The sequence below is a fragment of the Azotobacter chroococcum genome (assembly GCF_004339665.1).
Taxonomy (GTDB): Bacteria; Pseudomonadota; Gammaproteobacteria; order Pseudomonadales; family Pseudomonadaceae; genus Azotobacter; species Azotobacter chroococcum.
Genome location: NZ_SMMU01000003.1, coordinates 40,755 through 53,814, shown reverse-complemented (window position 1 = coordinate 53,814; position 13,060 = coordinate 40,755). Strand labels below are relative to the sequence as shown.

The window sequence follows — 13,060 nt, the reverse complement described above, 5'->3', positions numbered from 1 at the left end:
GGCACGCATGGCCCTACTTTGAATTTATGACGCTTTTACGCTTTCGCACTTGTGGATTTAGGAGTACAGATGAAGGAGCACCAACCGTTGTGATCTGCGCCGGGTGCACGGAGCGGGGAGTTCGTCGGCGGCGCGCCTGCTGAAGGGGTACGAGGTAAACCATGACTTTTCCTATTGCCATCATTGGCACGGGTATCGCGGGGCTCTCCGCGGCGGGGGCACTGCACGCGGCGGGACTCGAGGTTCAGTTGTTCGACAAGGGCCGCGGCAGCGGCGGCCGCATGGCCAGCAAGCGCACCGAGGTCGGCACCCTCGACCTGGGGGCCCAGTATTTCACCTGCCGCGACCGCCGCTTCGCCGAGGCGGTCCAGCAATGGCGCGGCCACGGCTGGGTCGCCGAATGGCAGCCCAGTCTTTACGACTCCGCCAACGGCATGCTGCGCCCGTCCCAGGACGAGCAGATCCGCTGGATCGGCACGCCGCGCATGAGCGCCCTGACCCGCGGCCTGCTCGGCGACATGCCGGCACGCTTTTCCTGCCGGATCACCGAGGTCTTCCACGGCCAGCAGCACTGGATGCTGCAGGATGCCGACGGCAAGGCCTACGGTCCGTTCAGCCAGGTGGTGGTGGCCACGCCCTCGCCCCAAGCGGCGCAGCTGCTGGCGGCGGCACCCAAGCTGGCTAGCAGCGTGGCCAGCGTGGCGATGGAGCCGAACTGGGCGGTCGCCCTGTCCTTCGAGCAGACGCTGGACACACCGGTGGACGGCTGCTTCATCCAGGACAGCCCGCTCGAATGGGTGTCGCGCAACCGCGGCAAGCCCGGTCGCGCCAGCCAGCCGGACACCTGGGTGCTGCAGGCCAGCAGCCGCTGGACCCGGCAACACCTCGATCTGCCCAAGGAGCAGGTGATCGAACAGCTGTACGGCGCCTTCGCCGAAATAATCGGCTGCACCGTGCCGGAGCCGGTGTTCAGTCTCGCCCACCGCTGGCTCTACGGCCGGCCGGTCGGCAGCCACGGCTGGGGTGCCCTGGCCGATTCCAGCCTGGGCCTCTACGCCTGTGGCGACTGGTGCCTGTCCGGACGCGTCGAAGGCGCCTGGCTCAGCGGCCAGGAGGCCGCCCGCAAGCTGCTGCAACACCGCGCGAACTGAACGCCGCGCCCCTCCCGAAGCACACCTGCCCGACGGCCACCGCAAGGCGGCCGTCACCGATGCCAGCCCAGCCGCCCGACTGCCGCGCAGCCATGCCATCTCCATGTCTCGCCCCTTCCCGGCGCCAGCGGCCGAAAGCTATACAAACAGTTGATCATGTATAGGAATGCTCCTAGGCTGGGCGCATACTTATACAAGTAAAAGACCATGTACAGCTATTTGCGAGGTCGCCCATGTCCACCGCTAGACCGAAGATCGCCATCAGCGCCTGCCTGCTCGGCGAGCGGGTGCGCTTCAATGCCGGCCACAAGGAGTCGCCGTTGTGCAGCCGCGTGCTCGCCAGCCACTTCGACTTCGTGCCGCTCTGCCCGGAAATGGCCATCGGCCTCGGCGCGCCGCGCCAGCCGATCCGCCTGGTGGGCGATCCGGCCCGTCCGCGGGCGGTCGGCACGCGCGATGCCGGGCTCGACGTCAGCGCGCCGCTCAGTGCCTACGGCGAGCGCATGGCCGGCGAGCTGGACGACATCGACGGCTTCATCTTCATGCAGAAATCGCCGTCCTGCGGCCTGGAGCGGGTCAAGGTCTACCAGGCCAACGGCCACCCGGCCGAGGGCGGCGGCCGCGGCCTGTTCGCCGCCGCCTTCTGCGCACGCCGTCCGGAACTGCCGGTGGAGGAGGACGGCCGCCTGCACGACCCGGTGCTGCGCGAGAACTTCGTCACCCGGGTGTTCGTGCATGCCGACTGGCGACGCCTGCTGGGCGAGGGCCTAAGCCGCCAGGCGCTCCTCGACTTCCATGCCCGCCACAAATACCTGCTGATGGCCAGCCATCCGCAACAGTACCGGGCGCTCGGCCGGCTGCTCGGCGAGGTCGGCCGGCATGCGCCGGAGGAACTCGGCCCGCGCTACTTCGCCCAGCTGATGATGGCGCTGCGCCAGTGCGCCAGCCGCGGCAGTCACGGCAACGTGCTGCAGCACCTGTGCGGCTACCTTCGGCCGGCCCTGGAGCCGGACGAACGCGCGGAGCTCCAGCAGCTGATCGAGCAATACCGTCTCGGCATGCTGCCGCTGGTGGTGCCCCTGACCCTGCTCAAGCACCATTTCCGCCGTCATCCCCACCCCTACGTGGCCCGACAGGTCTACCTGCAGCCGCACCCTGAAGAACTCGGCCTGCGCAACGCGATTTGAACGATGTCCGAAAAACAACTGCCCGCCTCGCCGCTCGACGAGCCTGAAGTATCCCCCGAGCCCGGCTGGCTGCCGATCCGCGAGGTCGCCCGGCAGACCGGGGTCAACCCGGTCACCCTGCGCGCCTGGGAGCGCCGCTACGGCCTGATCCTGCCGCGCCGTACGCCCAAGGGGCACCGCCTGTACAACGAGGCCCACGTGGCGCGCATCCATGCGGTGCTCGCCTGGCTGAACCGCGGCGTGGCCGTCGGCCAGGTCCGCGATCTGCTCGACCGTGAGCCGCCGAGCGAGGCCGAAGCGGCCCCCGACAGCCCCTGGCAGGTCTTGCAGGGGGAACTGCTCGCCGCCACCGAGGCGCTGGCCAGCCGCCGTCTCGATAGCCTGTTCGACCAGGCCGGCGCGCTCTACCCGACACCCCTGCTCTGCGCGCGCCTGCTCCAGCCGCTGCTCGCCGAGCTGGAGCGGCGCGAACGGGCCGGCGCCGGGCTGGAGCGCGCGTTCTTCCTGTCCTGGCTACGCAGCCGGCTCGGTGCCCGGGTACAGCAGCACAACCGCCAGAGCGGCGGCGCGCCGCTGCTGCTGGCCGGACTCGGCGGGCCGCCGCTCGAGCCCGGTCTGTGGCTCTGCGCCTGGCTCGCCACGGCGACCGGCAGCCCGCTGGAAGTGCTCGACGGCCCCGTATCCCTTACCGAACTGGAACTGGCGCTGCCACGCCTCGCGCCGCGCGCCCTGCTGCTCCATGCCGCCCAGCCGCTGACCGCGGCGCAGCTGCGCCAGCTGGGACACCTGACCAATGGCAGCACACTGCCACCACTGCTGGCCGGCCCGGCAGCGGCCATCCAGCGGGAAGCGCTCGCCTCACTGCCCGGCCTGCTGCTGGCCGAAGATCCGCCTGCCGCGCTGCAGGCCCTGCAGAACCTGCCCGCGCGCGCCCCCGAAGAGCCGCCATGCGTCAGCTGATCTGGCTGCGCAGCGATCTGCGTGTCCACGACAACCGCGCCCTGGGCGCCGCGATGGCCGCCGGACCGACCCTCGCCCTCTACCTGCCCAGCCCCGGCCAGTGGCGCGCTCACGACGATGCCGCATGCAAGGTCGACTTCTGGCTGCGCAACCTGGCCGAGCTGTCGCACAGCCTGGCGCGCCTGGGCGTGCCGCTGCTGATCCGTCAGGTCGAGCGCTGGGACGAGGCGCCTGCCGCCCTCGCCCGCCTGTGCCGCGAACAGGACATCGTCCAGGTGCACGTCAACGACGATTACGGGGTTCACGAAAGCCGCCGCGACGCGGCGGTGGAGGCCGAGCTGAAGGCGCAGGGCATCGGTCTGCAGCGGCACCTCGATCAGTTGCTGTTCGCCCCGGGCAGCCTGCTGACCCGCGCCGGCGGCTGCTTCCAGGTGTTCGGCCAGTTCCGCCGGGCCTGCCACCAGCGCCTGGCCGGCAACCTCCCTGCAGTCGCCGGTCTGCCCGCCGCGCAGCCGCCGCCGGGCATCGCCGGCGATGCCATTCCCGTTGCGGCGGAAGGCTTCGCCACGCCGCCGGAATCCCTGCGCCGGCTCTGGCCGGCTGGCGAGACAGCCGCGCAGCGGCGCCTGCACGAATTCGTCGAGAACCGCCTCGCCGCCTACGCCGAAGCCCGCGACTTTCCCGCCGAGCCCGGCACCAGCCGGCTGTCGCCCTACCTCGCCGCCGGCGTGCTGTCGCCGCGCCAGTGCCTGCACGCAGCATTGCAGGCCGGTGGCGGCGACTTCGACCGCCCGGGCGTCTCCGCCTGGCTCGACGAGCTGCTCTGGCGCGAGTTCTACAAGCATGTGCTGGTCGGCTATCCGCGGGTGTCGATGGACCGCGCCTTCCTCGCGGAAACCGAGGCCCTGCCCTGGCGCGATGCCCCGGCGGAACTGGCGGCCTGGCAGCAGGGGCGCACCGGCTTTCCGCTGGTCGATGCGGCGATGCGCCAGCTGCTCGCCAGCGGCTGGATGCACAACCGCCTGCGCATGGTGGTCGCCATGTTCCTGAGCAAGAACCTGCTGATCGACTGGCGGCACGGCGAGCGCTGGTTCATGCGCCACCTGATCGACGGCGACCTCGCCGCCAACAACGGCGGCTGGCAGTGGAGCGCCTCCACCGGCACCGATGCGGTGCCCTACTTCCGCCTGTTCAACCCGCTCGCCCAGTCGCGCAAATTCGACCCGGGCGGGCGCTTCATCCGCCAGTGGCTGCCGGAGCTGGAGGGTCTGGACAAGCGCGACATCCACGCGTCGGCCGGATTGTTCCGCCCCGCCGGCTATCCGCCGCCGATCGTCGAGCTGCCCTTTAGCCGCGCACGCGCCCTGGCCGCCTTCAAGGCCCTGCCCCGCCGCGGCTGAGCCGATTCAGCAGGACAGCGCCTCGACCGTCGCGGCCTCGCCCCACAGCCGCGGCAGCACCCGCGCCAGTCCGGCCGGATCGCCGCTCGACCAGAAACGCGCCGTGGCCGGCCCGGCGGCCAGCAGATCGCAGGCCTCAAGCAGGCGCTCGAGCTGGCGGGCCACCGCGGCGCCGGTGTCGATCAGGCTGACCGACTCCGGCACCAGCTCCCTGAGCAGCGGCCTGACGAAGGGGTAATGGGTGCAGCCGAGGATCAGGGTGTCGCAGCCCTCGGCCAGCAGCGGCGCGACGAAGCCCTGCAGCAGTTCACGGGTCTGCGGCCCGTCCAGCTCGCCGGCCTCGATCCGCTCCACCAGGCCGGGACAGGGCTGGGTGATCACCCGCACGTCGCCAGCGAAGCGGTCGAGCAGCGCGGCGAAGCGGGCGCTCTTAAGCGTCCCGGTGGTCGCCAGCACACCGACCTGGCCACTGCGGGTGGCCGCCGCCGCCGGCTTCACCGCCGGCTCCATACCGACCACCGGCAGCTCGGGATACAGCTCGCGCAATTCGGCCACCGCCGCCGCGGTGGCGGTGTTGCAGGCCAGCACCAGTGCCTTGGCGCCCCGTTCGAGGAGGAAGGCGGCGATCGCCCGGCAGCGCTCGCGGATGTACTCGGGACTCTTCTCGCCGTAGGGCACATGGCCGCTGTCGGCGACGTAGAACAGCGATTCCCGGGGCAGCCGGGCGCGGATCTCGCCCAGCACCGACAGGCCGCCGACCCCGGAGTCGAAGACGCCGACCGGCGCCTCACTGGCCATGCCGCGCTCCACAGACCGGGCACTGCGGATCGCGCCGCACGCGCAGCTCGCGGAAGCGGCTGGTCAGCGCATCGACCAGCAGCAGGCGGCCGACCAGCGGCTCGCCGAAGCCGGCCAGCAACTTGAGCGCCTCCAGCGCCTGCAGGCTGCCGACCAGACCGACCAGCGGGCCGACCACACCGGCCTCGCTGCAGGTCAGCTCGGCCTCGCTGCCGTGGCCGTAGAGGCAGTGGTAGCAGGGACTGTCCTCGCTCCGCGGGTCGAACACCGAGAGCTGGCCTTCCAGGCGGATCGCCGCGCCGCTGACCAAGGGCTTGCCGGCGGCCACGCAGGCGGCGTTGACCGCCTCGCGGGTGGCGAAGTTGTCGCTGCAGTCGAGCACCAGGTCCACCGCCGCCACCGCCGCGGCCAGCGAGTCGGCGTCCAGGGCGCCGCGCAGCGGGCGCAGGGCGACCTCGGGGTTGAGCGCCGCCAGCCGGGCCAGCGCCGAATCCACCTTGGACTGGCCGACGCTCGGCGTGTCGTGCAGGACCTGCCGCTGCAGGTTGGTCAGGTCCACGCTGTCGAAGTCCGCCAGATGCAGCGCGCCGACCCCCGCCGCCGCCAGGTAGAGCGCCACCGGCGAGCCCAGCCCGCCGAGGCCGACGATCAGCGCGCGGCTCTGCTTCAGGCGCAGTTGGCCGTCCACGTCGATCTGCGGCAGGAGGATCTGGCGGCTGTAGCGCAGCAGTTCTTGATCACTGAGCATGGGGATGTCCTAGCAAGAAAGGGGATGGATTCGAATGGTCGCGCCGGCAAGCGCAAGGTGGAAAACTCGCGCAGCGATTTTCCACCTTGCCATGCCACTGGCGGGAAAGGCCTGCGGCCGTTTCCCCCCCTACAAGAGCCGTGCAGCAGGGTGACAGCCCTCGCCCCGAACTCATGCAGGCAGCCGTCCCAGGCTGATGCGCTCGTGGCCGCCGAGGTCGCGGCGGCTGTGCACCTCGCTGAAACCGCCGGCCGCCAGCAGCGCGCGCACCGCGCCGGCCTGCTCGAAGCCGTGCTCGAGCAGCAGCCAACCGCCGTCGGCGAGATGGTCGGGCGCCGCGGCGACGATCCGGCGGATGTCGTCCAGCCCGTCGGCGCCGGCCACCAGCGCGCTGGCTGGCTCGAAGCGCAGGTCGCCCAGCACCAGATGCGGATCGTCGGCGGCGATGTACGGCGGATTGCTGGCGATCAGCTCGAAACGCCGGCCGTCCAGCGCGGAAAACCAGTCGCTCTGCAGGAACGCGGCGTTGCCCAGCCCCAGCCGCCGGCGGTTGCGCTCGGCCAGTTCGACCGCCTCCGCGACCCGGTCGACGCCGGTCAGCCGCCAGGCCGGGCGCTCCGCGGCCAGCGCCAGGGCGATGGCGCCCGTGCCGGTGCCGAGGTCGAGCACCGCGGCATCGCTCGCCGGCAGCAGCTCCAGCGCGGTCTCCACCAGCAGCTCGGTGTCCGGGCGGGGAATCAGGGTCGCTGGCGCCACCTCCAGATCGAGGCTCCAGAAGCCCTGCCGGCCGAGGATGTAGGCCACCGGCTCGCCGGCCCGGCGGCGCGCCAGGTCGGCGGCGAAACGTGCGGCCACCTCCGCCGGCACTTCGCGCTCGGGCCAGGTGCGCAGGTAGCTGGCCGGCTTGCCCAGCGCCGCGGCGAGCAGCCACTCGGCATCCAGCCGCGGGCTCGGCGAGTCGGGCAACTCGGCGCTGTTCAGCAGGTTCTCGATGGTCGGCATGCGTCGATTCCGTAGGCGTCGTAGGGGGGTGAAACCCGCCCTACGCATCAATCGCCCAGGGCGGCCAGCTGGTCGGCCTGGTATTCGCTGAGCAGGGGCTCGATCACTGCGTCCACCCCGCCGGCCATGACCTCGTCGAGGGCGTAGAGGGTCAGGTTGATGCGGTGGTCGGTGACCCGCCCCTGGGGAAAGTTGTAGGTGCGGATGCGCTCGGAGCGGTCGCCCGAACCGACCAGCAGCTTGCGCGTCTCGGAGATTTCCTTGTGCGCGGCGGCGTCCTGGCGGTCCTGCAGCTTGGCCGCCAGCCAGGCCATGGCCTTGGCGCGGTTCTTGTGCTGCGAGCGCTCCTCCTGGCATTCGACGACGATGCCGGTGGGCAGGTGGGTGATGCGGATCGCCGAGTCGGTCTTGTTGACGTGCTGGCCGCCGGCGCCCGAGGAGCGGTAGGTGTCGACGCGCAGCTCGGCCGGGTTGATCTCGATCGCCGCCTGCTCGTCCGGCTCCGGCAGCACCGCGACGGTGCAGGCCGAGGTGTGGATGCGGCCCTGCGACTCGGTTTCCGGCACGCGCTGCACGCGGTGGGCGCCGGACTCGAACTTCAGCTTGCCGTAGACGTGGTCGCCCTCGACGCGGGTGATGATCTCCTTGTAGCCGCCGTGCTCGCCGGGGTTCTCGGAGAGGATCTCGATCCGCCAGCCCTGCTTCTCGGCGTAGCGCGAGTACATGCGGAACAGGTCGCCGGCGAAGATCGCCGCCTCGTCGCCGCCGGTGCCGGCGCGGATTTCCAGGAACACGTTGCGCCCGTCGTTGGGGTCCCTGGGCAGCAGCATGCGCTGCAGGCGGTCCTCCAGGCCGACCAGCCGCTCGCGGGCCTCGGCCACCTCCTCGGCGGCCATCTCGCGCAGGTCCGGATCGCTGTCCTTGAGCAGCGCCTGGGCGCCCGCCAGGTCGTCCTGCACCTTGCGGAATTCGCGGTAGGCGGCGACCACCGGCTCGACCTCGGCGTACTCCTTGGAGTAGGCGCGGAACCGGGTCTGTTCGGCGATCACCTCGGCGTCGCCGAGCAGCGCGGTGAGTTCCTCGTAGCGGTCGTGCAGCAGGTCCAGTTTGTTCAGCAGGGAAGCTTTCATCGTTTCGACTCACCCTCGTCGAGGGCAAAGAGTTCCTGGGCCACGGCCAGCGCATCGAGGCGGCCGTCGGCGGAGAGTTTCTTCAGCTGCACGCTGGGCGCATGCAGCAGCTTGTTGGTCAGCCCGCGCGCCAGGGCGACAGCCACCTCCAGCGGATCGGAACCATTGGCCAGCAGGCGCTGGGCCTTGGCCAGCTCCTCGTCGCGCAGGCGCTCGGCCTGCTGGCGGTAGGCCTTGAGCACGTCCACCGCGGCCAGCTCGCGCAGGCGCAGCATGAAGTCGTCGGCGCCGGCGGCGACCAGCTCCTCCGCCGCCTGCGCCGCGCCCTGGCGGCTCCTCAGGTTTTCCTCGATGACCTCGTGGAGGTCGTCGACGCTGTACAGGTAGATGTCGTCCAGCTCGCCCACTTCCGGCTCGATGTCGCGCGGCACGGCGATGTCGACCATGAACATCGGCTTGTGCTTGCGCTGCTTCAGGGCGCGCTCGACCGCACCCTTGCCGAGGATCGGCAACTGGCTGGCGGTGGAGCTGATGACGATATCGCTGTTGGCCAACTCCTGGCCGATGTCGGCGAGCATGATCGCCTGACCACCGACCTGTTCGGCCAGGAGCCGGCCGCGCTCCAGGGTGCGGTTGGCGACGACGATGCGCTTGACGCCCTGTTCGTGCAGGTGGCGGGCGACCAGGGTGATGGTTTCGCCGGCGCCGATCAGCAGCGCCTGGCTGCGCTGCAGGTCGCTGAAGATCTGCTTGGCCAGGCTGACCGCGGCGAAGGCCACCGACACCGGATTCTCGCCGATGGCGGTGTCGGTGCGCACCGCCTTGGCGGTGCTGAAGGTGGCCTGGAACAGCCGACCGAGCAACGGGCCGACGGTGCCGGCCTCGCGCGCCACGGCATAGGCGGTCTTCATCTGGCCGAGGATCTGCGGCTCGCCGAGCACCAGGGAGTCGAGCCCGGAGGCGACGCGCATCATGTGGCGCACCGCGGATTCGTCCTGATGCACGTAGGCGCAGGCGCGCAACTCGTCCAGGCTCAGCCGGTGGTAATCGGCCAGCCATTGCAGCACCGTATCGACCCCCGGGCTATCCTGCTCCAGGTAGAGTTCGCTGCGGTTGCAGGTAGAGAGGATCGCCGCCTCGCGGCTGTCGGTATGCCGGCAGAGCTGCTGCAGTGCTTCGGCAAGCTGCGCGGGAGTGAACGCCACGCGCTCGCGGACATCCACCGAGGCGGTCTTGTGGTTGATACCGAGGGCGATGAATGCCATTCAGGTGCGCAGATCCGAACAGGGAAAGCACGCGATTGTCCTACTTCGTCAGATGGAGAACAACCTCCGCCCGCCTGTCCTGCGCCCCGCCGGCCCCCGTAGCCATGGGCTTGACCGGCGGCTTGTGTCATGATGCCTCCCACTTTTCCGGTGCAACCATCGCTTTCCCCTCCCTATGAATAAAATCTTCGCCTCGCTGGCCGTCATGATGTTTCTCGGCGGCTGTCAAAGCCTCTCCCAGCCGGGTAGCAGACCGCCGGCGAAAGAGGCGCTCGCACCGTCGCCCGCCCCGGCCAGCCCACCGCCGCCGCAGCCGGTCGGCTCATTCCGCGAAGACACCCTCTACAGCCTGCTGGTCGGCGAACTGGCCGGGCAGCGCAACCGCTTCGACATCGCCCTGGAAAACTACGCCGCACAGGCCCAGACCACCCAGGACCCCGGCATCGCCGAACGGGCCTTCCGCATCGCCGAATACCTCGGCGCCGACCAGAGCGCCCTGGACAGCGTGCTGATCTGGGCGGACAACGCCCCGGCCAACCTCGACGCGCAGCGCGCCGCCGCCATCCAGCTGGCGCGCAACGGCCGCTACGACGAGTCCATGCGCTACATGGAGAAGGTCCTGCAGGCCCAGGGCGATACCCATTTCGACTTCCTCGCCCTGGCCGCCGCGGAGAGCGACCCGGAAACCCGCGCCGGGCTGCTGCAGAGCTTCGACCGGCTGCTCGCCAAGTCGCCGGAGAACGGCCAGCTGCTGTTCGGCAAGGCGCTGCTGCTGCAGCAGGATAATCGCCCGGAAGAGGCCCTCGAGCTGCTCGAGGAGCACCCGGCGAGCGAGCAGGAAATCGCCCCGCTGCTGCTGCGCGTGCGCCTGCTGCAGGGCCTGGAGCGCAGCGACGAGGCCACCGCCCTGCTGAAGAAGGGCATGCGCCAGCACCCCGACGACAAGCGCCTGCGCCTGACCTACGCCCGCCTGCTGGTCGAGCAGGACCGCCTCGACGATGCCAAGGACGAGTTCGCCACCCTGGTCGAGCAGTTCCCCGAGGACGACGACCTGCGCCTGTCCATGGCGCTGGTCTGTCTGGAGGCCCAGGCCTGGGACGAGGCGGAGGTCTACCTGGAGGAGCTGATCGAGCGCGGCAGCTACGTGGATGCCGCGCACTATCAGCTGGGTCGCGTCTACGAGGAGCGCGAGGACCCGGAAAGCGCGCTGATCGAATACGCCCTGGTCAGCCCCGGCAACCACTACCTGCCGGCGCAGTTGCGCCAGACCGAGATTCTCTTCGAGCGCGGCCGCCCCGAGGAAGCCTCGGCGCGTCTGGCGCGCTCCCGCGACAACCAGCCGGACTACGCCCTGCAGCTCTACCTGATCGAGGCCGAGGCGCTGACCAACCGCGATCGTCTCGAGGAGGCCTGGCAGGTCATCGACCGTGCCTTGAAGCAGTTCCCGGACGACCTCAACCTGCTCTACACCCGCGCCATGCTGGCCGAGAAGCGTGGCGACCTGGCCCAGCTGGAGCGCGACCTGCGCATCATCATCGCGCGCGAACCGGATAACGCCATGGCCCTGAACGCCCTCGGCTATACCCTGGCCGACCGCACCACCCGCTACGCCGAGGCCAAGGCGCTGATCGAGCAGGCCCACCGGCTGAACCCGGACGACCCGGCGATTCTCGACAGCCTCGGCTGGGTGCATTACCGCCTGGGCCAACTGGCCGAGGCCGAGCGCCTGCTGCGCCAGGCCGCCGAACGCATCTCCGACCACGAGATCGCCGCCCACCTGGGCGAAGTGCTCTGGGCCCGCGGCAAGCAGCGCGAGGCCCGCAAGGTCTGGGCCAGGGCCCTCGAGGAGCAGCCCGACAGCGCCATCCTGCGCAGCACGCTGCTGCGCCTGACCGGATCCGAGACCTTCTGAGCCATGCCCACCCCCCTTCTCCGCCACGGCCTGCTCTTCGCCCTGCTCGCCCTGCTCGCCGGCTGCGCCGGCCTGACCTCCCGGGAAGCCCTCGAGGGCCAGGGCGATCCCGAACGCTGGCGGGCGCACAAGCGCGAGATCGGCGCCCTCGACGCCTGGCAGATCAGCGGCAAGGTCGGCATCCAGGCGCCCCGCGAGTCCGGCAGCGGCACCCTGTTCTGGCTGCAGCGCCAGGACTACTACGACATCCGCCTGTCCGGTCCGCTCGGCCGCGGTGCGGCGCGGCTGACCGGGCGCCCCGGCGGCATCGAACTGGAGGTCGCCGGCCAGGGACGCTACCAGGCCGAATCGCCGGAAGCCCTGCTCGAGCAGCAGCTCGGCTGGCGCCTGCCGGTCTCCCACCTGCTGTGGTGGGTGCGCGGCCTGCCGGCTCCCGGCAGCCGCAGCCAGCTCACCCTCGACGGCGACAGCCATCTGGCCCGCCTGCGCCAGGACGGCTGGCAGGTCGAATATCAGCGCTACGCCGAGCAGAACGGCTTCTGGCTGCCCGAGCGCCTGAAGCTGTACGGCCAGGACCTGGTCATCACCCTGGTGATCAAGGACTGGCAACCGCGCCGTCTGGGACTCTGAACGCCATGCAGCATGCACCACTGATCCTGCCGGCACCGGCCAAGCTCAACCTGATGCTGCACATCCTCGGCCGCCGCGCCGACGGCTACCACGAGCTGCAGACCCTGTTCCAGTTCCTCGACCATGGCGACGAGCTTGGCTTCGCCGTGCGCGAGGACGGCATGATCCGTCTGCACACGGAGATTCCCGGAGTCCCCCACGACAGCAACCTGATCGTCCGCGCCGCCCGCCAGCTGCAGCGGCAAAGCGGCTGCCGGCTGGGCGCCGACATCTGGCTGGACAAGCGCCTGCCGATGGGCGGCGGCATCGGTGGCGGCAGCTCCGACGCGGCGACCACCCTGCTCGCCCTCGACCACCTCTGGCAGTTGGGCTGGGGCGAGGAGCGCCTGGCCGAACTGGGCCTGGCCCTGGGCGCCGACGTGCCGGTCTTCGTGCGCGGCCGCGCCGCCTTCGCCGAGGGCGTCGGCGAACGCCTGCAACCGGTCGAACTGGAAGAGCCCTGGTTCCTCGTCGTGGCACCGCAAGTCACTGTCAGCACAGCAGAAATTTTTTCCGACCCGGAGTTGACACGCAACACACCGGCCATTACAGTTCGCAGCCTCCTTGCTGGGGATGGTCATAACGACTGCCAGCCAGTCGTCGAAAAGCGCTATCCGGAAGTCCGTAACGCTTTGAACTGGCTGAACAAATTCGTCCCGACCAGAATGACCGGGACTGGAGCTTGCGTGTTTGGGAGCTTCCCAAACCGGGACGATGCTGATAAAGTCGCCCGCCAACTTCCAGTGACCATGCCGGGTTTCGTCGCCCAAGGTCGCAACATTTCCATGTTGCATCGCAGGCTAGAAGCGCTGGTGCAGGGAGTGAATGCCTAGCATTC

12 protein-coding genes are annotated in these 13,060 nt (G+C 70.2%); 7 read left to right on the top strand and 5 right to left on the bottom strand.

Annotated elements, in window-relative coordinates; genetic code table 11:
- Positions 1-161 precede the first annotated feature (161 nt).
- From EV691_RS04230 to EV691_RS04215, 4 genes are all read left to right on the top strand, one after another.
- Positions 162-1,151 carry an NAD(P)/FAD-dependent oxidoreductase gene (locus tag EV691_RS04230; RefSeq protein WP_131299888.1) on the top strand — a complete coding sequence of 330 codons (990 nt, stop codon included), beginning with the start codon at positions 162-164 and terminating at the stop codon, positions 1,149-1,151.
- Between the two features lie 233 nt (positions 1,152-1,384).
- On the top strand, positions 1,385-2,338 hold the full coding sequence (locus EV691_RS04225; protein ID WP_131299886.1) for a YbgA family protein: 954 nt from the start codon (positions 1,385-1,387) through the stop codon (positions 2,336-2,338).
- A gap of 3 nt (positions 2,339-2,341) precedes the next feature.
- Positions 2,342-3,298, top strand: coding sequence for a MerR family transcriptional regulator (locus EV691_RS04220; protein WP_131299883.1), 957 nt, complete (start codon positions 2,342-2,344; stop codon positions 3,296-3,298).
- Positions 3,286-4,698 carry a cryptochrome/photolyase family protein gene (locus EV691_RS04215; protein ID WP_131299880.1) on the top strand — a complete coding sequence of 471 codons (1,413 nt, stop codon included), beginning with the start codon at positions 3,286-3,288 and terminating at the stop codon, positions 4,696-4,698. The genes EV691_RS04220 and EV691_RS04215 overlap by 13 nt, the downstream gene beginning before the upstream one ends.
- 6 nt (positions 4,699-4,704) lie before the next feature.
- Here the strand turns inward: EV691_RS04215 and murI are convergent, their stop codons facing one another.
- From murI to hemA, 5 genes are all read right to left on the bottom strand, one after another.
- Positions 4,705-5,496 carry a glutamate racemase gene (gene murI, locus EV691_RS04210; RefSeq protein ID WP_131299877.1) on the bottom strand — a complete coding sequence of 264 codons (792 nt, stop codon included), beginning with the start codon at positions 5,494-5,496 and terminating at the stop codon, positions 4,705-4,707.
- The gene (locus tag EV691_RS04205; protein WP_090900076.1) at positions 5,486-6,244 is read right to left on the bottom strand and encodes a molybdopterin-synthase adenylyltransferase MoeB; all 759 of its coding nucleotides are present in this window, start codon (positions 6,242-6,244) and stop codon (positions 5,486-5,488) included. Before EV691_RS04205 ends, murI begins: the two co-directional genes overlap by 11 nt.
- Before the next feature lie 171 nt (positions 6,245-6,415).
- Complete coding sequence (gene prmC / locus EV691_RS04200; RefSeq protein ID WP_131299875.1) at positions 6,416-7,246, bottom strand: peptide chain release factor N(5)-glutamine methyltransferase; 831 nt, start codon at positions 7,244-7,246, stop codon at positions 6,416-6,418.
- 47 nt (positions 7,247-7,293) lie between these two features.
- Positions 7,294-8,376, bottom strand: coding sequence for a peptide chain release factor 1 (prfA, locus tag EV691_RS04195; RefSeq protein WP_131299872.1), 1,083 nt, complete (start codon positions 8,374-8,376; stop codon positions 7,294-7,296).
- The gene (hemA, locus tag EV691_RS04190) at positions 8,373-9,641 is read right to left on the bottom strand and encodes a glutamyl-tRNA reductase (RefSeq protein WP_131299869.1); all 1,269 of its coding nucleotides are present in this window, start codon (positions 9,639-9,641) and stop codon (positions 8,373-8,375) included. The genes prfA and hemA overlap by 4 nt, the downstream gene beginning before the upstream one ends.
- Before the next feature lie 175 nt (positions 9,642-9,816).
- Between hemA and EV691_RS04185 the strand changes: the two genes are divergently transcribed.
- The 3 genes from EV691_RS04185 to ispE are packed head-to-tail and all read left to right on the top strand — an operon-like array spanning position 9,817 to position 13,055.
- Positions 9,817-11,553: a tetratricopeptide repeat protein gene (locus EV691_RS04185; RefSeq protein ID WP_207390234.1), complete on the top strand. Its 1,737-nt coding sequence runs from the start codon at positions 9,817-9,819 to the stop codon at positions 11,551-11,553.
- Positions 11,554-11,556: 3 nt separating this feature from the next.
- Positions 11,557-12,183 carry a lipoprotein insertase outer membrane protein LolB gene (gene lolB / locus EV691_RS04180; RefSeq protein WP_131299866.1) on the top strand — a complete coding sequence of 209 codons (627 nt, stop codon included), beginning with the start codon at positions 11,557-11,559 and terminating at the stop codon, positions 12,181-12,183.
- Positions 12,184-12,188: 5 nt separating this feature from the next.
- Complete coding sequence (ispE, locus tag EV691_RS04175; RefSeq protein ID WP_131299863.1) at positions 12,189-13,055, top strand: 4-(cytidine 5'-diphospho)-2-C-methyl-D-erythritol kinase; 867 nt, start codon at positions 12,189-12,191, stop codon at positions 13,053-13,055.
- Positions 13,056-13,060 lie beyond the last annotated feature (5 nt).

Coding starts and splice junctions, on each gene's coding strand:
- EV691_RS04230 (WP_131299888.1), top strand. CDS start 162: ATGACTTTTCCTATTGCCATCATTGGCACGGGTATCGCGGGGCTCTCC.
- EV691_RS04225 (WP_131299886.1), top strand. CDS start 1,385: ATGTCCACCGCTAGACCGAAGATCGCCATCAGCGCCTGCCTGCTCGGC.
- EV691_RS04220 (WP_131299883.1), top strand. CDS start 2,342: ATGTCCGAAAAACAACTGCCCGCCTCGCCGCTCGACGAGCCTGAAGTA.
- EV691_RS04215 (WP_131299880.1), top strand. CDS start 3,286: ATGCGTCAGCTGATCTGGCTGCGCAGCGATCTGCGTGTCCACGACAAC.
- murI (WP_131299877.1), bottom strand. CDS start 5,496: ATGGCCAGTGAGGCGCCGGTCGGCGTCTTCGACTCCGGGGTCGGCGGC.
- EV691_RS04205 (WP_090900076.1), bottom strand. CDS start 6,244: ATGCTCAGTGATCAAGAACTGCTGCGCTACAGCCGCCAGATCCTCCTG.
- prmC (WP_131299875.1), bottom strand. CDS start 7,246: ATGCCGACCATCGAGAACCTGCTGAACAGCGCCGAGTTGCCCGACTCG.
- prfA (WP_131299872.1), bottom strand. CDS start 8,376: ATGAAAGCTTCCCTGCTGAACAAACTGGACCTGCTGCACGACCGCTAC.
- hemA (WP_131299869.1), bottom strand. CDS start 9,641: ATGGCATTCATCGCCCTCGGTATCAACCACAAGACCGCCTCGGTGGAT.
- EV691_RS04185 (WP_207390234.1), top strand. CDS start 9,817: ATGAATAAAATCTTCGCCTCGCTGGCCGTCATGATGTTTCTCGGCGGC.
- lolB (WP_131299866.1), top strand. CDS start 11,557: ATGCCCACCCCCCTTCTCCGCCACGGCCTGCTCTTCGCCCTGCTCGCC.
- ispE (WP_131299863.1), top strand. CDS start 12,189: ATGCAGCATGCACCACTGATCCTGCCGGCACCGGCCAAGCTCAACCTG.